The sequence below is a fragment of the Rhodanobacter sp. OR92 genome (assembly GCF_000427545.1).
In the GTDB taxonomy this organism is placed as follows: Bacteria; Pseudomonadota; Gammaproteobacteria; order Xanthomonadales; family Rhodanobacteraceae; genus Rhodanobacter; species Rhodanobacter denitrificans.
In genome coordinates, this window is the sequence record NZ_ATYF01000001.1 from 245947 (window position 1) to 265078 (window position 19132).

General features: G+C 65.8%; 27 protein-coding genes. All 27 read left to right on the top strand.

Features of this window, described 5'->3' with window-relative positions:
- The 27 genes from RHOOR92_RS0101295 to RHOOR92_RS19815 all read left to right on the top strand — a co-directional run bounded on the left by RHOOR92_RS0101295 (position 1) and on the right by RHOOR92_RS19815 (position 19132).
- The gene (locus RHOOR92_RS0101295; protein WP_027489370.1) at positions 1 to 696 is read left to right on the top strand and encodes a hypothetical protein; all 696 of its coding nucleotides are present in this window, start codon (positions 1 to 3) and stop codon (positions 694 to 696) included.
- 4 nt (positions 697 to 700) lie between these two features.
- Positions 701 to 952, top strand: coding sequence for a hypothetical protein (locus RHOOR92_RS0101300; protein WP_027489371.1), 252 nt, complete (start codon positions 701 to 703; stop codon positions 950 to 952).
- Positions 953 to 970: 18 nt separating this feature from the next.
- Positions 971 to 1192 carry a hypothetical protein gene (locus RHOOR92_RS0101305; RefSeq protein WP_155950189.1) on the top strand — a complete coding sequence of 74 codons (222 nt, stop codon included), beginning with the start codon at positions 971 to 973 and terminating at the stop codon, positions 1190 to 1192.
- A gap of 62 nt (positions 1193 to 1254) precedes the next feature.
- Positions 1255 to 1464, top strand: coding sequence for a hypothetical protein (locus tag RHOOR92_RS0101310; RefSeq protein WP_027489373.1), 210 nt, complete (start codon positions 1255 to 1257; stop codon positions 1462 to 1464).
- A gap of 3 nt (positions 1465 to 1467) precedes the next feature.
- Entirely contained in the window at positions 1468 to 1767 is a 300-nt protein-coding gene (locus RHOOR92_RS18285) for a hypothetical protein (protein ID WP_037114655.1), read from the top strand.
- Positions 1768 to 1913: 146 nt separating this feature from the next.
- The gene (gene gpW / locus RHOOR92_RS0101315) at positions 1914 to 2129 is read left to right on the top strand and encodes a gpW family head-tail joining protein (RefSeq protein ID WP_027489374.1); all 216 of its coding nucleotides are present in this window, start codon (positions 1914 to 1916) and stop codon (positions 2127 to 2129) included.
- Positions 2129 to 3748 (top strand): phage portal protein, encoded by a 1620-nt coding sequence (locus RHOOR92_RS18290; RefSeq protein ID WP_051281104.1) that lies wholly within the window; start codon positions 2129 to 2131, stop codon positions 3746 to 3748. Before gpW ends, RHOOR92_RS18290 begins: the two co-directional genes overlap by 1 nt.
- On the top strand, positions 3745 to 5058 hold the full coding sequence (locus RHOOR92_RS0101325) for a S49 family peptidase (protein WP_027489375.1): 1314 nt from the start codon (positions 3745 to 3747) through the stop codon (positions 5056 to 5058). Before RHOOR92_RS18290 ends, RHOOR92_RS0101325 begins: the two co-directional genes overlap by 4 nt.
- Positions 5059 to 5070: 12 nt before the next feature.
- Positions 5071 to 5700 carry a head decoration protein gene (locus RHOOR92_RS18970; protein ID WP_051281106.1) on the top strand — a complete coding sequence of 210 codons (630 nt, stop codon included), beginning with the start codon at positions 5071 to 5073 and terminating at the stop codon, positions 5698 to 5700.
- Positions 5701 to 5715: 15 nt separating this feature from the next.
- Entirely contained in the window at positions 5716 to 6750 is a 1035-nt protein-coding gene (locus RHOOR92_RS0101335) for a major capsid protein (protein WP_231378282.1), read from the top strand.
- Positions 6751 to 6818: 68 nt separating this feature from the next.
- Positions 6819 to 7100 carry a hypothetical protein gene (locus RHOOR92_RS0101340; protein ID WP_027489377.1) on the top strand — a complete coding sequence of 94 codons (282 nt, stop codon included), beginning with the start codon at positions 6819 to 6821 and terminating at the stop codon, positions 7098 to 7100.
- The gene (locus RHOOR92_RS0101345) at positions 7097 to 7480 is read left to right on the top strand and encodes a hypothetical protein (RefSeq protein ID WP_027489378.1); all 384 of its coding nucleotides are present in this window, start codon (positions 7097 to 7099) and stop codon (positions 7478 to 7480) included. Before RHOOR92_RS0101340 ends, RHOOR92_RS0101345 begins: the two co-directional genes overlap by 4 nt.
- Positions 7438 to 8292 (top strand): hypothetical protein, encoded by an 855-nt coding sequence (locus RHOOR92_RS18300; RefSeq protein WP_231378283.1) that lies wholly within the window; start codon positions 7438 to 7440, stop codon positions 8290 to 8292. The genes RHOOR92_RS0101345 and RHOOR92_RS18300 overlap by 43 nt, the downstream gene beginning before the upstream one ends.
- On the top strand, positions 8289 to 8756 hold the full coding sequence (locus tag RHOOR92_RS0101355) for a hypothetical protein (protein ID WP_027489379.1): 468 nt from the start codon (positions 8289 to 8291) through the stop codon (positions 8754 to 8756). The genes RHOOR92_RS18300 and RHOOR92_RS0101355 overlap by 4 nt, the downstream gene beginning before the upstream one ends.
- A gap of 1 nt (position 8757) precedes the next feature.
- Positions 8758 to 9045 carry a hypothetical protein gene (locus tag RHOOR92_RS0101360; RefSeq protein WP_027489380.1) on the top strand — a complete coding sequence of 96 codons (288 nt, stop codon included), beginning with the start codon at positions 8758 to 8760 and terminating at the stop codon, positions 9043 to 9045.
- On the top strand, positions 9042 to 9344 hold the full coding sequence (locus RHOOR92_RS0101365; protein WP_027489381.1) for a hypothetical protein: 303 nt from the start codon (positions 9042 to 9044) through the stop codon (positions 9342 to 9344). The genes RHOOR92_RS0101360 and RHOOR92_RS0101365 overlap by 4 nt, the downstream gene beginning before the upstream one ends.
- The gene (locus RHOOR92_RS0101370) at positions 9337 to 9795 is read left to right on the top strand and encodes a hypothetical protein (protein ID WP_027489382.1); all 459 of its coding nucleotides are present in this window, start codon (positions 9337 to 9339) and stop codon (positions 9793 to 9795) included. Before RHOOR92_RS0101365 ends, RHOOR92_RS0101370 begins: the two co-directional genes overlap by 8 nt.
- Positions 9792 to 10205 carry a DUF6527 family protein gene (locus RHOOR92_RS0101375; RefSeq protein ID WP_027489383.1) on the top strand — a complete coding sequence of 138 codons (414 nt, stop codon included), beginning with the start codon at positions 9792 to 9794 and terminating at the stop codon, positions 10203 to 10205. The genes RHOOR92_RS0101370 and RHOOR92_RS0101375 overlap by 4 nt, the downstream gene beginning before the upstream one ends.
- A complete protein-coding gene (locus RHOOR92_RS18975) occupies positions 10205 to 10747 on the top strand; it encodes a phage tail protein (RefSeq protein ID WP_027489384.1) in 543 nt (180 codons plus the stop codon). The genes RHOOR92_RS0101375 and RHOOR92_RS18975 overlap by 1 nt, the downstream gene beginning before the upstream one ends.
- 2 nt (positions 10748 to 10749) lie before the next feature.
- A complete protein-coding gene (locus RHOOR92_RS18315) occupies positions 10750 to 11004 on the top strand; it encodes a hypothetical protein (protein WP_037114664.1) in 255 nt (84 codons plus the stop codon).
- Positions 11001 to 11777 carry a hypothetical protein gene (locus RHOOR92_RS0101390; RefSeq protein ID WP_027489385.1) on the top strand — a complete coding sequence of 259 codons (777 nt, stop codon included), beginning with the start codon at positions 11001 to 11003 and terminating at the stop codon, positions 11775 to 11777. Before RHOOR92_RS18315 ends, RHOOR92_RS0101390 begins: the two co-directional genes overlap by 4 nt.
- Before the next feature lie 2 nt (positions 11778 to 11779).
- A complete protein-coding gene (locus RHOOR92_RS0101395; RefSeq protein ID WP_027489386.1) occupies positions 11780 to 12268 on the top strand; it encodes a DUF6631 family protein in 489 nt (162 codons plus the stop codon).
- A gap of 136 nt (positions 12269 to 12404) precedes the next feature.
- Complete coding sequence (locus RHOOR92_RS0101405) at positions 12405 to 14909, top strand: phage tail length tape measure family protein (RefSeq protein WP_027489387.1); 2505 nt, start codon at positions 12405 to 12407, stop codon at positions 14907 to 14909.
- Positions 14909 to 15763: a hypothetical protein gene (locus RHOOR92_RS0101410; RefSeq protein ID WP_027489388.1), complete on the top strand. Its 855-nt coding sequence runs from the start codon at positions 14909 to 14911 to the stop codon at positions 15761 to 15763. The genes RHOOR92_RS0101405 and RHOOR92_RS0101410 overlap by 1 nt, the downstream gene beginning before the upstream one ends.
- Positions 15763 to 16659 carry a hypothetical protein gene (locus RHOOR92_RS0101415; protein WP_027489389.1) on the top strand — a complete coding sequence of 299 codons (897 nt, stop codon included), beginning with the start codon at positions 15763 to 15765 and terminating at the stop codon, positions 16657 to 16659. The genes RHOOR92_RS0101410 and RHOOR92_RS0101415 overlap by 1 nt, the downstream gene beginning before the upstream one ends.
- Positions 16660 to 16668: 9 nt before the next feature.
- Positions 16669 to 18366: a hypothetical protein gene (locus tag RHOOR92_RS19810; RefSeq protein ID WP_196801993.1), complete on the top strand. Its 1698-nt coding sequence runs from the start codon at positions 16669 to 16671 to the stop codon at positions 18364 to 18366.
- Complete coding sequence (locus RHOOR92_RS19815) at positions 18359 to 19132, top strand: phage BR0599 family protein (RefSeq protein WP_051281110.1); 774 nt, start codon at positions 18359 to 18361, stop codon at positions 19130 to 19132. The genes RHOOR92_RS19810 and RHOOR92_RS19815 overlap by 8 nt, the downstream gene beginning before the upstream one ends.

Here is a 19132-nt window from a genome sequence, read left to right on the forward strand (position 1 = left end):
ATGAAAGAGCGCCCCATCCTTTTCAGCGCGACGATGGTTCGCGCCATTCTCGACTGCCGCAAGACGGTGACTCGGCGGGTGTCTGGTCTCCAGGTCATCAATGCCGAGCCGGACCGCTACCAGTTCCTTGGCATGGTCAGCGGACCGGGCACTTCGCATGCGGCTTTCCACGACAAGGACACTGGAGCGCAGGTGCTGGTGCGCAACCCCTACGGCCAGCCAGGCGATCGGCTATGGGTGCGCGAAACGTTCTGGAAAGATGAGTCAGGCTTCAAACCCACATTGCTACTCGGTGCGAAGGCGCGTGTTCACCTGGAGTACGACGCGGACCTGAAAGACCACGATCGCGACGAACTGCGAAGCACTCAGTACAGGTGCAAGCCATCCATCCACATGCCCCGCTGGGCCAGCCGCATCACGCTGGAAGTGACCGGCGTGCGCGTGGAGCGGCTGCAGGACATCAGCGATGCGCAAGCTGAGGCCGAAGGTATCCACCGCCTGTCCATCGGTTCCGGTTACCAGGATCGCTTCAGTGCCGAACCACTGGCTTGGGCCGACGTCGTAGAAAGTGACGCCGGTCGCGAAGATCCATGCCGTGCGTTCCGCGATCTGTGGGAGTCGATCAACGGCGCAGGCAGCTGGAACGCCAACCCGTGGGTATGGGTGGTCGACTTCAAACGCATAACAATGAGGTAGCGGCATGCAAGCGACGATCGAGAGGAAACATGAGCAAGCCGAGTCGGTCGCGCCGCCGAAGCTCTACGTGGTGTGGATCGACACCAATCTCGGATACACCCCGTCAGATTGGGAAATGAACTCGGCCGCCAAAACGTATGAGCTGGCTGAGCAGGAGGCTAGTGAATGCTACGCTGCTGGCTTTCCTGCGGTGATCATGCAGGAGGGGACTACACCGAGACCGGACGGCTTCTTTGAAAACCCGGCGACTTCCTAGGATGAGCAGGTGCAATTGATGAGTCAGACTTTCTCGCTGGTATGTCATGAGACCAAACAATTGCTATGGATCGGCCAGGGGCACCGCGGCGCGATGACTAACTTTTACGCAGGCGATCCTGAGACGATGTCTCGTCTCGGTCGATTTCTGGAGATCACCCGCGGTAAGGCGCTGGTCGTGGTCTGCAATGACACAGAGGGACACGACCTCGAATATCAGGCGTTCGAGGAAACGGAATGAGGATGCCGCATGACCGTTGAGCTCCACGTCGAGACGGTAAAGGTTCCTTCCGGAAAACACGCATGCAAAAGTGCAGACATGAAGTCGAGGTGCAGTGGTGCGCGGATTGCTTGCCGGCCGCCGTGATGAAGGCCGCTCGCAAGGTTTTCACGGCGCGCGGCCGCTACAACTCGCAGGTTGCCATGTGCGAGCTCGGCGAGATGCTCGGCTACGAGGTTGTCTGGCCGGAGAAGAAACCGACTTGTACGATGAGCCGCCTAATCAAGGAGTAGACCATGAGCCAATGGGGTGAGCCGCGAAATTTCCGGGCCGGTGGCGTGACGTTTCGGTTTGTGCCGCATGTCGACGGCGCCGCATTCGAACCATTGCAGCTGCATCATGTGATCGACAGCGTTTTCTGCGAAAACCGGAGCGATGGTGGAAAGCTGGACGATGACTGGTATGGGATGGCGTTGCGGTATGCCGAGGCGACTATCGGATTGCCGTATTCGGAATGGATCAAAATCCCGACGCGTCCTGCGTCGCCCAGCCTGGAGCTAAGCGGCGCCAGCGCGTCGTCCGCCTTAGCGCCGTGATTTAAGCATTTATCATTCGTTCAGATAACTGCGTGCGTCCGGACGCGATCTGACAATAATCAGGTGTCGGCAGGGCCTGCCGACATATCGAAAGCCCCGCCATCGCGCGGGGCTTTTTGTTGGCCCCGGCACACCGACCGGATGGCATGGCCACACTGCAAGACCAGCTCGACGAAGCGATCGCCGCCCGCCACGCCTGGCGCACGGGCGCCACGCGCTCGTCGGTGACCTTCGGCGACCGGACGATCCAGTATTCCGTCGAGGGTCTGAAGCAGATCGACGCCTACATTGCCGAACTGCGCCGCACCCTGGCCGGCACCACGCGCACGCGTAATCGCGTCACCTATGCGGTGCCCGATTGATGGCTGGCCACGCTTCCGCCAGCGTTGCCGCCGATCGCCTGGGAGCGATCATTCCGGTTGACCGCGACGAGCGCGCCGCGCTCCCGGTCGCCCAGGCATCGGCGCCGACGGAAGTGCAGGGCACGCGCTGGCGCGGCGCCTCGCGCACCCTGCGCAGCCTGCAGAACTGGTTCGCCAGCATTGGCAGCGCGACCAGCGACATGCCGGCGCATGAGCTGCGCACGCTGCGCGCACGATCCCGCGATGCTTTCCGCAACTACCCGATCGCGCGTGCCGCGCTGCTGCGCCCGCGCACCGCTGTGGTCGGCACCGGCGTGGTCTGTCGTCCCTCGGTTGATTACCAGGCGCTGGGCATCACGGCAGAAGAGGGCGAGGTCTTCAATGCCCAGCTGCGTGCCGGCTGGGAGCGTTGGGCCGAAGATCCACGCGAATGCGACGTGGAAGGCACGCATGACATCTATGGCTTGCAGGGCCTGGCGCTGCTGTCGGCCATGTCCAGCGGCGACCTGTTCGCGATCACGCCGATGGAGATGCGCCCGGGCGGCGTCGGTGAGCTGAAAGTCCAGCTGATCGAGGCGGACCGCATCAGCAACCCGAACAACGCCGGCGACACCGCCACCTGCATCGACGGCATCCAACTCGATGGCGTCATGCCGGTCGGCGTGTGGATTCGCAACACGCACCCCGGCGATCGTATCGACCTGCGCGTGGCGCGTTGGACGTACTACCCGATGTTCGGCGAAACCACCGGCCGTCGCCGCGTGCTGCAGGTCTGGAACGACAAGGAACGGCCCGGCCAGCTGCGCGGTGCGCCGTTCCTCGCGCCAATCCTGGAGCCGCTGAAGCAGCTGGAGCGCTTCAGCGGCGCCGAGCTGATGGCCGCCGTGATCTCCGCGATGCTCACCGTCTTCATCGAAAAGACCGGCGAAGAGACCGACGAAAACGGCAACCCGTTGCCGGCCTTCGGCGAGGGTGGTGCGCTGTCCCTGGGCAACGGCGCCATCGTCGACCTGGCCCCTGGCGAGACGGCAAACGCGGTCAACCCGTCACGCCCCAACGCCAACTTCGATCCGTTCTTCATGAGCATCGTGAAGCAGATCGGCGCGGCCACCGAGATCCCCACCGACGTCCTGTTGCTGCAATTCAACTCCAGCTATTCGGCCGCGCGTGCCGCGATGCTCGAAGCCTGGCGCATGTTTCTTTTCCGCCGCCAGATGCTGGTGCAGCAGTTCTGCCAGCCGCTGTATTGCCTGCAGATGGACGAGGAAGTCGCCTCCGGCCGTTTGCGTCTTCCCGGCTATGGCGACCCGATCCGTCGACGCGCCTGGCAGCGCGCGGTATGGGTCGGCCCTGCGCGTGGCTCGATGGACGAACAGAAAGAGGCCAATGCCGCCAAGACGCGCATCGAGACAGGTGTCAGCAACGAAGCCATGGAAACCGCGGCCATGTCCGGCGAAGACTGGACCACGGTGATCACGCAACGTGCGCGCGAAATGCAACTGCGCCGTGAACTCAGGCTCCCGTTCGCTCCAACGCCCGTGCCGTCCGCCGCCGCGGCAACGGTCGTAGACGACAGCGCCGACGACCCGGCCAACCCGAGCGAGGCACCCGCCCCATGATCGACGCCTTCGAACTGGCCGCCTCGCGGCCGTGGCTGATCCAGCAGGAAGCGCTGGAAACCGTGCTGGCCGTTGCCAACCGCTGCGGTGATCCGGAGGCACTGCAGACGCGCCTGGGTCGGCCGCTCGACAACGCGCGCACCGTCTCCATGCGTGACGGCGTCGCCGTGATCCCGGTCACCGGCCCCATCTTCCGCTATGCCAATCTCTTCACCGAGATCTCTGGCGCCACGTCCACCGGCACCTTGGCGCGCGACATCCAGTCTGCGCTGGACAACAAGTACGTGCGCGCCATCGTGCTGGACATCAACTCGCCCGGCGGCGAGGCCACCGGCATCAACGAGCTCGGCAAGCTGATCCGCGCCGGCCGCGACATCAAGCCCATCAAGGCGTATGCGGGCGGCACCATGGCGTCGGCGGCGTTCTGGCTTGGCAGCGCGGCCGATGAAGTCATCATCGATGAGACCGCCGTGCTCGGTTCCATCGGCGTGCTGATGTCCTACCTGGACACCAGCGCACGCGATGCGAAGTCCGATGTGCGCACGGTCGAGATCGTCAGCAGCCAGTCGCCCGACAAGCGCATCAACCCGGCCACCGACGAAGGCCGCGCGAAGGTGCAGTCGATCGTCGACGCCCTGGCCGAAGTATTCGTCAACGCCGTCGCATCCAACCGCGGTGTCACCCCCCAGACAGTGCTGGCCGATTTTGGCCGCGGCGGCGTGCTGATCGGCGCCGCCGCGGTGAAAGCCGGCATGGCCGATCGCATCGGATCGCTTGAATCCGTGATCGCCGAGCTTGCCGGCTCCGCAAGCCTTCCGAAGAGGAATACCACCATGTCCAACGACAAAGGACAGGTCACGGTCGCTACCACCGAAGACCTGCGCAGCGCGCTCGCCGCGGGCCACGCCGCCGAGCACATCGTCATCGCATCCAACGACGCGGCCATAGCCCAGGCCCGTGCCGAAGGCGAGGCCTCCGGTCGCGAGGCCAGCACCGCTGGCGCCATCACCGCCGAGCGCACCCGCATCGCCGAGATCCACGCGCTCACCCGTGAAGGCTTCACCGCCGAGGCCAACGCGGCGATCGAAAACGGCGACAGCCCGGCGACCTTCGCCCTGGCGATGGTCAAGGCCGCGCAGGACCGCGGCATCACGCTCGAAGCGATCCGCCGCGATGCACCGCCCGCCGCGACCCACGCGCGCCCCGGCGACGACCGCGGCGAAGGCGCCAAGGTCGTGAACCTGTCGCCCAAGAACATCTTCGCCGCGCGCCGCCAGGCCGCGAACGAAGCCTCCCTGGCCAAGAAGTAAGGAGCCGCCCCTATGAGTTCCAAGACCGAAAACCCCCGCGCTGGCGACTTCCTGCTCTCGGAAGCCAACGGCACCTACTCGCGCGAAAATGGCATCCTGTCCAGCGGCAACAACCTGCTGGCCGGCGCCGTCGTCGCGGCCCTGCTCACCGCCGTCGGCACCAAGATTTCGGGCACCGGCGATGGTGCCGTTGGCGCCGTGACCCTCGGCAGCGCCGCGGAAGTCGGCACCTACGTGTTGACTTGCACGGCTGCGGCCACGGGTGCCGGCACCTTCAGCGTGCAGACGCCCTCCGGCGAATACCTCCCGAACCTGACTGTCGCGGTGGCCTATGCCACGCCCCACATCAACCTCACCGTCGCCGACGGCGCGGCCGACTGGGCCGTGGGCGCGGTGATCAACGTGGTCGTCACGGCCGGCGAGTTCACCGTGCTCAATCCCGCCGGCACCGATGGCTCGCAGATCGCGGCCGGCGTGCTGTGGGACAACACCAATGCCGCCGATGCGGACGCCGCCTGCGTCGTGATCCGTCGCCAGGCGGAAGCGCGGGCCGATGGCCTGGTGTGGCCTGCCGCCATCACCGAGCCCCAGAAATCCACCGCGATTGCACAGCTCGCCGAGCTGGGCATCGTCCTGCGCTGATCCCAGGAGAACCCCATGGAACCGATGTCCGATGTCTTCAACGGCGACGCCTTCAGCGTTGTCTCGCTCACCGACAGCATTAATGCGATGCCGTTTGTTCCCGGCCGCGCCGGCCAGGTCGCTGGCTGGCAGGAAGAGGGCGTGCCGACCACCACCATCATGATCGAGGAAGATGGCGGCGAGCTGAAGTTGGTCAACCCGACCCCGCGTGGCGGCCCCGGCCAGTCCGATGCCCCCAGTGGCCGCACCGCGCGCAGCCTGGTCATCCCGCATTACCAGGTGGACGATTACATCAGCGCCGACAGCGTGCAGAACGTGCGTGCCTTCGGCCAGACCAGCCAGCTCGAAGTACTGTCCGACCGCGTCAATGCGCGCATGCAGTCCCACGTGCAGCTCAAGCTGGACCCGACGCTGGAATACCAGCGTGTGGGTGCACTGAAGGGCCTGATCCTCAACGGTGACGGCAGCACGCTGTACAACCTGTTCACCGAGTTCGGGGTGTCGCAGGAAGCGGAGATCGACTTCGACCTCGACAACGCCAGCCCGGCGTCGGGTGCCCTGCGCAAGAAGTGCGCCGCGGCGGTGCGTCTGGTGGCCAAGAACCTCGGCGGCACCATCGTCGGCCCGATCTTCGCCGAGTGCGGCGACAACTTCTTCGACGACCTGCTCTCGCATCCCGAAGTCGTCGAATCGTACAAGGGCACGCCGATGGCCACCGTGCTGCGCGACGGCTACGTCACGCCGAACGGTGCCGTCTACGGCGTATTTGAGTTCGGCGGAATCGTCTGGGAGAACTACCGCGGAGCGGTGGGCGCCACGTCGTTCATCAACACCGACAAGTGCCACATCTTCCCGACCGGCGTGCCCGGCCTGTGGCGGACGGTGTACGCGCCGGCGGACTACGAGGAGACGGTCAACACGATCGGCCTGCCGCGCTACGCCAAGCAGTACCCGACGCCGAACGGCAAGGGCCGCAGCCTGGAAGTGCAGATGAACGCGCTGAACTACTGCACGCGGCCGAAATCGCTGCTGCAGGGCAAGCGCACCTGATAGCGCCGTTCCCGCCGGCATGCCATGCGCGTGTCGGCGGGCTTGTTGGGGTGCACCGGAACAGGGCGATGGCTGACAAGAACATGAGCATCGAATCGGCGACGCAGAGCACGCTCGCGAAGGTCATCTCGACCTTCGGCGTACCCGTGCTGCTGACCGTCATCGGCACGCTGAGCGGAATCATCATGACCGACATCCGTGCCGAGGTCGCCAGCCAGGGCCAGCAGCTGCAGCAGCTCAAGGGCGACGTGCGCGAGATGAAGGCCACGCTGGATACCGGCCTGATCTGGCGCATCGGCGAAATCGAACGGCGCCTCAACCGCGTCGAACAGGCGCAGAAGACACCATGAAAACCCTGTTGACCCATATCGGTCGCCGCATCGCGTCGGCCGTCTACCACAGCCAGGAATTCACCCTCTGGCTGCCGGGCATGGTCGTGCTGTCCGTGCTCGCCTTCACCGTGTTCGGCGCATTGACGCCGATGACCGGCGACGCGCTGGCCTGGCTGGCCGAGCTGCCGTCGCTATGCGCTTATGCGGCCGCTGCGCTTGGCGCGTCGTGGGTCATGAAGAAGCTCTACCTGCACGACATCGACACCCAGCAGGAAGTCGCACTGCATGCCGCTGCGCGCGATGGCGACGCCGGCGCGCGGTGGCTGCTCATCAAGGACCGTCTGGAGACGTTCGCATGCATCATTCTCGCCTTCGCCTTTTTCTGGCCGGCGCGCTAATCGCGCTGCTGGCTGCCTGCCATGTGCCTGCCTCCCCGCAGGCACAGGTGCCGCACGTCGAGACGACGCCGGCTTCCGACGCCGCGCCGGTGGACGCCGCCGTCGAGCATGTGCAATCCACCATTGCCGATGTCGCCGCGCCCACCGCCGTGGACGTGCGCGAAGTCGTGCAGACCCTGGTGCCGTCGCCGGTGCAGATCCAGCCTCCCCTGGTCTCGCCGGCGGCGGTCGCCCTTATCGTGCGCTGGGAGATCTCCGGCGAAGGTAACTACACCCGCAAGCTGCTACATCCCGTGTGGCCGGGTGGTGCGTCGGGCATCACCTGGGGCATTGGCTATGACGGCGGCATGCAGACACCGCGCGATATCAGTTCGGCCTGGGCCGCGCATGCCGATGTGTCGCGCCTGGCCGGTGCCGCCGGCATCGTGGGCGATCGCGCCCGCAGTGCGCTAGCCAACTACCGTGACATCGTCACGCCGTATCCGCTGGCCTACGACGTGTTCGCCAGCGTGTCGCTGCCGGCCTACCGTGTCGCCACGCGTGACACCTTCCGCGCTCAGCCGTTCGATGCGCTGCCATCGGGCGCGAAGGGCGCGCTGGTCAGCCTCACCTATAACCGCGGTACCTCGATGATCGGCAGCCGCAATGCCGAGAAGCGCGAGATCCGTGATGTGTGCCTGCCTGCCGCCGACGTGCGCTGCATCGCCACCCAGCTGCGAGCCATGTGCCGGCTGTGGGCGGGCACGCCGAACGGCCAGGGCCTGTGCGATCGGCGCAAGGATGAAGCGCAGCTGGCGGAGTCCGGCGCATGAGCCTGCTGCCGACCCTCACGGTCAAACCGCTGCTGTACGCCATTGCCGTGCTGGCGTTGTCGCTGCTGCTGAGCAACCTCGGCTGGTGGGCGCATGACTCGTCGCTGGGCCTACAGCGTGACATGGCCGATGCGTCCAGGGATGTCGCTGTCGCCAACCTTCGCGTCGCCAACACCGAAAAGCAGGTGTGGAAGAACAAGTCCGACGAACTGGCACTGGCCAACCTCGCCGGCCAGAAAACCATCGGCACCCTGCAGCTCGAACTGAAGGCCGCGCAGGGCGAGAAGCGTCGACTGCAGGCAGAGGGCGAGCGTGCCATCGCTGCCGCACAAGCGGCCGTCGCCGATGCCGATCGCACGCTGAAGGACTTCATCGATCGCTACGCCAGGCAGCTCAGCAACCCGGACTGCGCCGGCGCATTGAACGTAGTGCAACGGGCCTGCCCGGCCCTGGAAGGGTACTGACATGCGCGCGCTGCTGCTGATCGCCGTTCTGCTGACCTTGGCCGCGTGCAAGCCCGCAGTGAAGCCCGACCTGCCGGGTGCGGACAAGATCGTCACGCCCACGATCGTCACTGTCGAGCGCTTCGTCTACGTCAGGGTGAAGCCCTACCTGACCAAGCCGGAGCCTGTGGCGGAAGGCCCGATTGCGCAGTGCTTCGACGTGGCCGCCAAGCGCCGCGCCGCGCTGCAACGGGCCAACGCCAAGCTGACGCAGATCAGCACGATCCAGGGCACGGAGGTGCAGCCGTGAACGATGCTGCCGCCATCTTTGCTGACGCCCACGTCGAGCTCTTCGACGCCTTGGGCGTCGACGCCTTCATGCAGCGCGGCACCGATGCCGCGGTGCCCGTGCGCGTGGTCGTGGAGGACGGTGTGGCCCGCGTCGGCGAGTACGGCCAGGTGATTGGCCGCAACACGCTCGCCAACTTCCTGCGCGCGCAATGGGTGCCCGCGCGCGGCGACTTGCTGACCATCGACGGTAGTACCCGCAAGGTGGAATCCATCGACACCGACGACGGCATCGTCGCCCGGGTGGTGTTGCATGGCTGATCCCATCGCCACCGCATCGCGCAGCTGGCTCCTGATCCTCGCGCTGCAGGCACAGTTGTCCACGATCACCGTGGCCAACGGCTATCTGACCGACGCCGGCAGCAATGTCTGGACCACCGACCACCAGCGCACCGATGCGCTGGGATTGATGATCTACAGCGAACCGATCCTTGGCCCCGGGCTGGACAATGAACGGCCGGGCAAGCCCGTGCGCATCTTCAGCCTGCTGGTGGAGGGATCCCTCAGCACGTCGCTGGATGATGCCCAGCAACAGATCCACGCCTTGATCGAGGACGTGGAGAACTGCATCGCTGCCTATGGCCAGGGAAAAGTGAAGTTGCCGCCGGGCGCAGGAAGCGTGCACGTCGCCGATATCGCCATCCTGGACCGCCCCGAAGGCGCCGCCGAAGTCGCCATGCAGGCCCGCATCATCGTGAGGTATTTCCGATGAGCCGCGCGCAGATCGCTTTGGATGCCGAGGGGCGCTTCTGGCAGGTGCGGATCAACTGTCCGGGCTGCGGCCGTGTCCACGGTATGCAGACCGATTGGACTCCCGCTGGCATGGAACGGTCGCCTCATATCGGCCACGCGCAATGGGGATTCAACGGCAATCTGGATGCACCGACCTTCAGCCCGTCTATCAAGGCCACCACCGGGCACTACTGCAATCCGGGCCAGACAATCGGCAATTGCGCCTGCGACTTCCAGGAACGATTCCCGGATGAGGAGCCGTGGGACGTCCCGTGTGGCATCTGCCATTCCTTCGTCCGGGATGGCCGCATTCAGTTCCTCGGCGATTGCACGCATGCGCTCGCTGGCCAGACCGTCGACCTTCCCGAAATCGAAGGGGAGGGCGACTGATGGCTCGCTACACCAGTTTCGCCGTCGAGTTCACCGGCGCGCTCGACGCCGCGCAGCAGATGAGCGCCATTCCCGGCCGCATCCTGCAGGTGCAGAAGCGCGCCCTCGGCACCGTGCGCCGGCGCCTCCCCACCGAAGCCAAGCGCGACATCGCGGCGGAATACAACCTCAAGGCCGGCCGCATCGCCGATGGCCTCAACGTGCGCAATACACCCGATGGCATCGCACTGATCGGCCGCTCGCGCGGCATCAACGCGATCCAGTTCGGCGCCACCTGGTCGCGCCGGATGAAAGGCGGTGCGCGCTACAGCATCCATCGCGGCGGCGATCGCGGCGGTCGCGACGGCGCCTTCATCGCCACCGGCAAGAGCAGCAATCGGCTGGTGTTCGAGCGCAGCGGAGACAAGCGCCTGCCGATCCAGGCTGTCTACGGCCCCAGCGTCGGACAGATGCTCAAGCACGGCCGCCGTCCCGAGCGTCTCGCCGAGTTCGCCCTTCGCGTTCTGCAATCCGAACAGCAGCGCCTGCTGAGGAGCAAGTGAACATGCAGATCATCCTCAACCACCCGCACACCCATGCCGGCACGCCGTACCCCGCCGGCACGCCGCTGGACCTCGCCCAGCGCGACGCCGAATGGCTGGTGTCCATCGGCGTCGCCAACTTCAAGCCCGGCGTGCACAGGCGCGCGGGCAACAGCCCCTCAGCAGTGCGTGTCAGCCCGGCGGCCGGTGAGCCTGCCGCCGGTGAGTCCCGCAGCGCTGATCAACCGTCCACCGACGACACCGGAGATACGCCATGAGTTTCGATCAATTCTTCTACGGCCAGGGCCGTGTTTCCTTCGCCGAGATCAACGCCACCACCGGTGCGCTGGGCAAGTGGCGCTATATCGGCGATGTGAGCGCGCTCACGCCCAAGTTCACCACCGAGCAGGTCAAGCACATCGAGAGCAACAGCGGCCAGCGCGTCGAGGTGGCCAGCTTCGACATCAGCAAGTCGGTGGCGATTGACCTGACCATGCACAGCCTGGATACCGACAACCTCGCGCTTGCGCTGCGCAGCGCCGTGGTCACCACCGCCGGTGGCACTGCCACCGCGGAATCGCTGGGCACCGGGCTGGTCGTGGGCGACGTCGTGTACCTGGCCAACCCTGGCGTGTCCGCCCTGGTGATCACCGACAGTACCGGCACGCCGCTGACCCTCGTGGCCGACACCGATTACGCGGTGGATGAGCCGTTCGGTCGTGTCGCCATCCTCAACGTGGGCACCTACGTGCAGCCGTTCAAGGCGGCCTACACCTACGCCGACCGCAAGGCCGTCGGCATGTTCACCGCGCCCCAGAAGAACTACGCCCTGCGCTACGAAGGCCTGGACCTGGCCAACCAGAACGCGCCGGTCATGGTGGACTTCTACAAGGTCGCGCCGAGCGTGCTGCAGCAGCTGGACCTGATCACCACGGGCACCGACGTCGCCGGCATGCAGATCACGGCGGCCGCCTTGGCCGACCAGACCAAGCCGGCCACCGGTGGCCTCGGCCAGTTCGGCAGCATTACCAAGATCGGCGCGGTCGCCTAACCATGACCAAGCAGCCGACAGAAAAGCAGGATGGTGCGGACGACATTGCCATCCTTCACCCGGAACGCCAGCAGACCATCGCTGGCGTGGCGGTCACCATGCGCGAGTACGGCTTCATCGAAGGCGTGCAGCTGGCCGAGCCGGTGCGGCACGTCGTGGATGCCTTGAGCGACGTGGCGTTCAGCGGCGAGTTGCTGACCCCGCACGCCTTGCGCCCCGCCTTCACGCAGCACCTTGATGACGTGATCACCCTGATGGCCGCCGCCAGCGACCAGCCTGAAGCCTGGGTGCGCGGCCTCAACGACGCCGACGGCCAGGCACTGATGCTGCTGTGGTGGGTGACCAATGCGGATTTTTTCGTGCGGCGCGTGATCGAGGCCGTCACGGTACGCCACATGACACAGGCCTCCGTTGGTCAGACGCCTACGCCAGCCTCATCGGCGCCGGACACGACGCCGCGCGCATCGGCAAGTACACGCGTCGTCAACTGATGTTGTACCTCGCTGCCGCGGAACGGCGGCGGTTGCAACAACGCATGGAAGCGATTGTCGACGGCGCGGCAGCACACGCCGGCGGCAAGTCGGCCGACCAGTGGATAGCCACCTTGAGCAAGTCGCGGAGCAAACTGTGAGCGTTCAGGATTACGAACTGTTGTTGCGCGTACGCGCCGACATGATTCAGGCCATCAACGGCCTGGACGGGGTACGCAAGAAACTCGACGACACCGGCAAGCAAGCCAAGGACATGGGCGACAAGGCCGGCAAGGCCGCCGATGGCATGTCCGACAAGTTCGGCAAGCTCAAGACGCTGATCGGCGGGCTGGCCATCGCCGCCGGCATCAAGGCCATCTTCGGTGCCGTGACCGAGTCGGAAGACGCCGTCGCACAACTCGACGCGCGCCTCAAGTCCACCGGGGGCTCCGCCGGCCTCACCCGCGACGAGCTGATCGATCTGTCTCAGTCGATGCAGAAGGTCACGACGTTCGGCGATGAAGCTGTGCTGAGCATGGAAACCCTTCTGCTCAGTTTCGGCAACATCAAGAAAGGACAGTTCGAGGGTGCCGTTACTGCGGTAATGGATCTCGCAATTGCCAAGAGTATGGATCTGGCTAGCGCTGCTACGCAGATCGGCAAGGCGTTGAATGACCCCATCAAGGGTCTGACTGGACTGCAGAAGATCGGCATTTCATTCACTGACACGCAGAAGGAGGTTATCCAGGCGCTGGTCGATACGGGACAAACCGCTGCGGCACAACAGTTGATTCTTGATCAACTCAAGGTGAGTTTTGGCGGCGCCGCCGAAGCTGCCGCCAACACCTTCGGCGGCGCGCTGGCCCAACTCAAGAACGCCGCCGGCGACCTGCTGGAAGGCGACGGCGGCAACCTTCCCGAGATGACCGGGTCGATCAAAGAACTGACCAAGACACTGCAGGACCCCGGCGTCAAGGAAGGCTTCGCCATCATGGTCGGTGGCCTGGTGGCCGTGGCGGGCGCAGCAGCCAAGGCGATCGCCGAAGTGGCGGGCTTCAGCAAATACATCGGCGAAGCCCTTGCTCGGTCTACGGGCGCGGCGGCACTGGGCGACACCGTCGGCATTGAAGACCGAAATGCGGCCATCAAGGAAGAGCTGGCAGCGCGTGAGGGCCTGTTCAAAGGTTACTTCCACCGCGTGAATGCCTTGGCCACAGCCATCAGCCCGGGTGGTGCGCTGAAACAGGTGCTCGGCGAGAACGAAGTGCAGAACGTTGACCTGGCCCGCAAGTCAACCGCCGAACTGAACGCCGAGCTGGAACGCAACAACACATTGCTCAAGATCGGCGCAGAGCTGCAGCGCCCCGCGGCACCCGCTACGAAGCCGGCCGCTCCCGCCAGCGTTATCGACACGCTGCCCACCGTCACCGTCAGCCTGTCCAAGCAAGAGGCCGCCGACAAGGCCGCCGCCGACAAGGCCGCGGCGGCCGCCGCGAAAGTCGCGGCCACGGCAGCCGCCGCCGCCAAAGCGGCAAGCGCAGCGCAGCACGAACAGATCGCATCGTTGGTCAGCCTGCAGGCCGCGCTCGATCCCACGGCGAAAGCCTGGGCCGACTACAACGCCGAGGTCGAAAAGCAGAACGGCCTGGCGGACGTGCAAAAGGCCGCGGCCGGCGCCGACGTGGCCGCCATCGACTCGCGCCGCGACGCCGTATTGCAGCTGGCCGCGGCAGCACGCGAAGCCGCCATCGCGTCGGCGCAACAGGCCGAAGCGAAGAAGCATCTGGACGATGCCATGCAATCCGCGCCCACCTTCCAGGGCGTGGATGCCGTAGTCGGCGGCCCCGAGGGCGAACTCATCAAGGCCGTGAAGGCGGGCGCCGATCTGGAAGCGTGGCACGCCAAGTCGCTGGCGGAAAACCAGGGCTACTACGACAACCTGCTGGCGATCGAAAAGAAGTACGCCGCCGAGAAAGCGGCGATCGACGAAGCCAAAACCAAGCTGGCCGTGGATACGGCGGTCGCCGGTTTCGGCGCGCTGGCCAGCGCCATGCAAACCGCCTACGGCGAGCAGAGCAAGCAGTACCGCGTCGCCTTCGCCCTGCAGAAGGCGGCAGCGCTGGCACAGGCCATTCTGTCGATCCAGAAAAGCATTGCCGCGTCATCGGAGATCGGCTTCCCCTGGAACATCGTCACCATTGCCGGTGCCGTCGCGCAGGGCGTTTCCGTGCTCGCCACCATCAACAGCACCAGCTTTGCCGGCGGTGGCTACACCGGCCCCGGCGGGAAGTACCAGCCCGCCGGCATGGTGCATGCCGGTGAGGGCGTATTGAACCAGGAGGACATCGCCGCGATCGGCGGCCCCGCCGCATTCGAGCGTTTCCGGCGCGGCCTGCACGGCTACGCCGACGGCGGTTACGTGCACCCGCTGGCCGGCATACCCGGGCCGGTGGTACCAGGCATGGATGCCATGGGCAGCCTGCGGTCGCCTGCCGCCACCACCGACAACGGCAACAGCCAGCCGCCGCAGATCAACCAGCGCATCGTCGTCGGCCTGGATACCGGCGTGCTCGACGACTGGGCCACCAGCAGCAGCTTCGAGCGGGCCGTGAAGGTGACCATCGGTCGCAACCCATCCTTCATTCGCCAGGCGGTGCGCTGATGGCCTACGAAATCGGCTTCGTCGACAACACAGGCACCGAGGGCCTCGCCCACTGGCAGATGCTGCTCAAGATCAAGACGCTGGCCGAAGCCAACGGCTGGACCACGCTGCGCTACGTCAACCCCACAGACGGCAGCAACCGCGAGCTGATCATGAAGGGCGTGGGGTTGAGCGGCACCGAGGAAATCTTCATCGGCTTCCGTAGCTACCACAATGTCGGCGCCGACTATTACAACCTCAGCGTGGCCGCGTTCACCGGCTACGTGGCGGCCGCCGCCTTCACCGCGCAGCCGAGCTACATGGAAAGCGGCGTGTGCGCGCACAACCAGCGCATCGACTACTGGTTGCGCGTGAATGCCCAGTGCATCACGTTCGGGCTCAAGGTCGGCGTGGGCAGCTACCAGCACGGTTATACGGGGTTCTTCTTCCGCTACGGCACACCGGGCCAGCACCCATACCCGATCGCGGTGTTCGGCATGCTCAACGGCGTGCCCGCCACGCGCTATTCCGACACCAGTTATTCGATGGGCCTGAAGGGCTACATCGCCGCGACCGCTGCCTACAACGGCCCCAACGCTCGCATCCGAGACGTCGCTGGCGTCTGGCAGCAGGTGTTTAGCGCGCCCTGGAACACGGGCATGAACATGCGCGACACCGGCGGCTACTACCTCGGCAAGAAGATCGTGCTGTATCAGGCCAACCAGGTCTGGGGCGAGCTGGACGGCGTGCGCTTCATCAGCGGCTTCAACCAGGTCGTCGAGAACACCTGCGTCATCAACGGCAAGACCAACGTGGTGCTGCGCGACGTGACGCGCACCGGGTTCGCCGACTACTTCTTGCTGGAGCTGAGCTGATGGGCGCATATGTCACCGGCACCGCCAACTCCTACGCGGATCTGCTCGCCGCGCTGCAAACCGCGTGCACCGCGAACGGCTTCACGCTCACCGGCAACGTGCTCTCCAAAGGCACGTTGTTCATCGAAGCGAAGGTCGTGGGCAGCACGCTGCAGATCCAGGGCGGCAGCGGGCAAGCCGGCGGCGTGCTCAGCGGCCGCAGCAATACGCAGCCGTCGATCATCGGGCTGACCGTGGCGACGGCGTCGCCGATTGTCAATCACCCCATCGTTTTTCCGGTGACCTACGAGGTGCACCTCAACGCGGCGCCGGACGAGGTGTACCTGTTCATCAATTACGAGGCCACCTGCTACCAGTACCTGGCGTTCGGCCAGAGCGATCAGCCTGGCCTGGTCGGCACGGGCAACTGGTACTACGGGACGGCAGGCACGAACACCAACGGGTCGAGCTGGGACTTCCGCACGCTGGGCGGTGGCTATACGAACGGGTCGAGCTTCAACTGCGGACTGTTCGACGCCCTGTCCGGCTATTACGCGGGCGTAGGCGGCATCGACCATCAGCTGGATGCGGCCGGCAACTGGAGCGGCTATTACTCCGCGAGCGATCGTTGGCCGGTGCAGGCGAATTCACCCAGCGCGTGGAACGGCGAGTCGGTGCTGTCGCCCATCATTGTCTACGCAGCGCGACCCTCCTCACTGTTTTCGCAGGTGCTGCAGACGCGCCATCTCCGCTGGGTGATGCTCGATAACCTCACCGACGGCCAGATCGTCACGTTGGGCCCCGATCGCTGGAAGATGTACCCGCTGTGGCGCCGCAGCGCGCGCACGCTGAGCCCCACGGCGGCCGGCCAGGGCACCGGCACGCTCGGTTACGCCGTGCGCTACAACGGGCCATAGCGAATGGCCGTGATCCTCGCCACCGAAGGTGCCAGCGCCAATGCGGGTTACGTCAATCCGAACGTGACGGCGGCGCTGCGCAGTTTCGCGGTCGATTACTGGCCCACGCATACCGCGGATGCTGATCTGGTGCCCGGCGCCTACGCGATGGCGCCGGCCTGGCCGCCGGCCGTGCCGAAGGTGGTGGGTGCGGTCGCGGCGGTCAGCTATTTCGACGACTTCTACAACCGCATCCACATCGCGCCGTCGCGCATCGACCTGGGCAACCTGATCAGCGTGCAGACCCGCAGTGTCGTCGTGTGGAATGCATGGCCCGATCAGTCGCGATCGCTCACGGCACTCGACCTGGTCGCCGCCGGTGGCATCACGGCCACCGGCGAGGGCGCGCTGCCGCTCGCGTTCGCGCCGTTGCAGCAGCGCACCTGGTCCATCGCGGTCGGCACCGATGGCCCCGCGGTCATCGCGGCGACGCTGAGCTGGCTGTTCGCTGGGCTCGATCCCATCCCGGTCGAGATCACTGGCAACCGGCTCACGGCATGGACCATCCCGCCGGTCTGGCACAACGGCGTGCTCGAGCGCCTGGAGTGGCTCACCGAAGTGCAGCGCGGCGCCGATGGCAGCGAGGATGCGTACCCGTTGCGCGATACGCCGCGGCGCACGTGGGAGTTCGACGTGCGCGTGGCGGCGGCCAACCGCTGGCTCCTCGAGGCCACGCTGTACGACTGGTCGGCGCGCAACTGGGCGTTTCCGGTGTCGCCGGATGCCAGCGTGCTGGCGGCGCTGCTCCCCGCGGCGTCATCCAGCATCCCGCTGGCCACCGCGAATCTGGATTATGCGATCGGCGGTCTCGCGATGTTGTGGTCCAGTCCGACGTCGTACGAACTCGTCGAGATCGCCGACATTCAGGCCAACGCGTTGCTGCTGGTGCGCCCCACGGTCAGCGAGTGGCCGCGCGGGTCGCGCGTGTATCCGACGCGCATTGCGCAGCTGGCCGATCGCCCGCAGCTGCAACGCCCGACCAGCCGTCGCGCGGACGCGCACGTGCGCATGGAGGCCATCGAACCGTGCGACTGGCCAGCCGTGCCGCCGGCGACGATGTATGCCGGCTACCCGGTCCTGGAACATGCCGACGAAGTCAGCACGGTGCCCACCGTCGTATACGAACGCGACCTCGATGTGCTCGACGACGACATCGGCCCGATCAGCGTGGATGATCTGACCGGCCTGGCGTGGCCGCAGCAATCGCATGCGTGGAAGCTCAACGGCCGCGCAGCACGCGCCTCGCACCGCTCGCTGCTCTATTACTTCGCCGGCCGTGCCAACTTCGTATGGCTGTCCAGCGGGCAGGACGATATCGAGCTGGCGGCATTGGTCGGGGCCACCGCCGCCACGATGGACATTGCCTGGTGCGGCTACACCCGATTCGGGCGCGGCCAGGCTGGCCGCAAGCACCTGCGCATCGAGCTGGTCGACGGCACGGTATTCCACCGCGCAATCACCACGTGGGCCGAGGTCGACGTCGCTACCGAGCGGCTTGGTATCAACGCCCAGCTGGCCCGCGACGTGTCGCCCGAGCAGGTGGCGCGCATCAGCTTCCTCAGCCTGCGCCGGCTCGCCGGCGACGCCGTGGAGATCCAGCACCTCACCGACAGCGAGGGCGCCGCCGCCTGCAGCGTGCAATTCGCCGGGGCGCCGGGCAATGAGTGACGTCGAGTTCTACGAGTTCCGCCGCGGCACCGTCGCATGGCGCTATGTAGTCCGGCGCAAGCCGCTGGTGTATCTGGGCCAGACCTACGAGCCGGCGACGATCAAGCGCAGCGAGATCGCACAGACGCAAGACCTGTCGCGCAACGTGCTCGACCTCACCGTGCCGCTGGATCTGCCGGTGCTACAGCAATTCCAGCCGGCACCTCCGTTGGCGAAAATCAGCGTGCTGCTGCGCGTGCTGCCGGCCAATGAAACCCTGGCGCGGGGCATCTGGGGCGGAAAGCTGGCCAGCGTGGAAGACAATGTCCGCCGCGCCATCATCCATTGCCTGCCGCCCAGCGCTGGCGCCAACACCGCCGGCCTGAGCGAATGCTGGCAAAAGAACTGCCGTCATGTGTTGTATGGCCCGGGCTGCAAGGCCAGCCGCGAGGCGGTGCGCGTGGATGCCACGCTCACATCTGTCGGTGCAGCCACCGTGCAAGGTGCGGCATTCGCCGCATATCCGGACGGCTGGTTCGCAGGCGGCTACATCACATGGACCACGTCGACAGGCCTGGTTGAGCTGCGCTGGGTAATCGCGCACGTGGGCGACATGTTGACGTTGCTGACGCCTTCGCTGGTACCCGTGGGTACGGACGTGACGGCGTACCCCGGTTGCAATCATACCGGCAGCGATTGCGACACCAAGCACCACAACATCCTCAATTACGGCGGCCAGCTCAATATCCCCGACAAGGGCGCCCAGAACAATAATCCGGGGTTCTGA

Coding starts and splice junctions, on each gene's coding strand:
- RHOOR92_RS0101310 (WP_027489373.1), top strand. CDS start 1,255: ATGCAAAAGTGCAGACATGAAGTCGAGGTGCAGTGGTGCGCGGATTGC.
- RHOOR92_RS0101345 (WP_027489378.1), top strand. CDS start 7,097: ATGAAAACCCTGTTGACCCATATCGGTCGCCGCATCGCGTCGGCCGTC.
- RHOOR92_RS0101360 (WP_027489380.1), top strand. CDS start 8,758: ATGCGCGCGCTGCTGCTGATCGCCGTTCTGCTGACCTTGGCCGCGTGC.
- RHOOR92_RS0101335 (WP_231378282.1), top strand. CDS start 5,716: ATGGAACCGATGTCCGATGTCTTCAACGGCGACGCCTTCAGCGTTGTC.
- RHOOR92_RS0101375 (WP_027489383.1), top strand. CDS start 9,792: ATGAGCCGCGCGCAGATCGCTTTGGATGCCGAGGGGCGCTTCTGGCAG.
- RHOOR92_RS0101355 (WP_027489379.1), top strand. CDS start 8,289: ATGAGCCTGCTGCCGACCCTCACGGTCAAACCGCTGCTGTACGCCATT.
- RHOOR92_RS0101390 (WP_027489385.1), top strand. CDS start 11,001: ATGAGTTTCGATCAATTCTTCTACGGCCAGGGCCGTGTTTCCTTCGCC.
- RHOOR92_RS0101395 (WP_027489386.1), top strand. CDS start 11,780: ATGACCAAGCAGCCGACAGAAAAGCAGGATGGTGCGGACGACATTGCC.
- gpW (WP_027489374.1), top strand. CDS start 1,914: ATGGCCACACTGCAAGACCAGCTCGACGAAGCGATCGCCGCCCGCCAC.
- RHOOR92_RS18285 (WP_037114655.1), top strand. CDS start 1,468: ATGAGCCAATGGGGTGAGCCGCGAAATTTCCGGGCCGGTGGCGTGACG.
- RHOOR92_RS0101325 (WP_027489375.1), top strand. CDS start 3,745: ATGATCGACGCCTTCGAACTGGCCGCCTCGCGGCCGTGGCTGATCCAG.
- RHOOR92_RS18970 (WP_051281106.1), top strand. CDS start 5,071: ATGAGTTCCAAGACCGAAAACCCCCGCGCTGGCGACTTCCTGCTCTCG.
- RHOOR92_RS0101410 (WP_027489388.1), top strand. CDS start 14,909: ATGGCCTACGAAATCGGCTTCGTCGACAACACAGGCACCGAGGGCCTC.
- RHOOR92_RS19815 (WP_051281110.1), top strand. CDS start 18,359: ATGAGTGACGTCGAGTTCTACGAGTTCCGCCGCGGCACCGTCGCATGG.
- RHOOR92_RS18300 (WP_231378283.1), top strand. CDS start 7,438: ATGCATCATTCTCGCCTTCGCCTTTTTCTGGCCGGCGCGCTAATCGCG.
- RHOOR92_RS0101300 (WP_027489371.1), top strand. CDS start 701: ATGCAAGCGACGATCGAGAGGAAACATGAGCAAGCCGAGTCGGTCGCG.
- RHOOR92_RS18315 (WP_037114664.1), top strand. CDS start 10,750: ATGCAGATCATCCTCAACCACCCGCACACCCATGCCGGCACGCCGTAC.
- RHOOR92_RS0101415 (WP_027489389.1), top strand. CDS start 15,763: ATGGGCGCATATGTCACCGGCACCGCCAACTCCTACGCGGATCTGCTC.
- RHOOR92_RS0101295 (WP_027489370.1), top strand. CDS start 1: ATGAAAGAGCGCCCCATCCTTTTCAGCGCGACGATGGTTCGCGCCATT.
- RHOOR92_RS18290 (WP_051281104.1), top strand. CDS start 2,129: ATGGCTGGCCACGCTTCCGCCAGCGTTGCCGCCGATCGCCTGGGAGCG.
- RHOOR92_RS0101340 (WP_027489377.1), top strand. CDS start 6,819: ATGGCTGACAAGAACATGAGCATCGAATCGGCGACGCAGAGCACGCTC.
- RHOOR92_RS0101370 (WP_027489382.1), top strand. CDS start 9,337: ATGGCTGATCCCATCGCCACCGCATCGCGCAGCTGGCTCCTGATCCTC.
- RHOOR92_RS18975 (WP_027489384.1), top strand. CDS start 10,205: ATGGCTCGCTACACCAGTTTCGCCGTCGAGTTCACCGGCGCGCTCGAC.
- RHOOR92_RS0101305 (WP_155950189.1), top strand. CDS start 971: ATGAGTCAGACTTTCTCGCTGGTATGTCATGAGACCAAACAATTGCTA.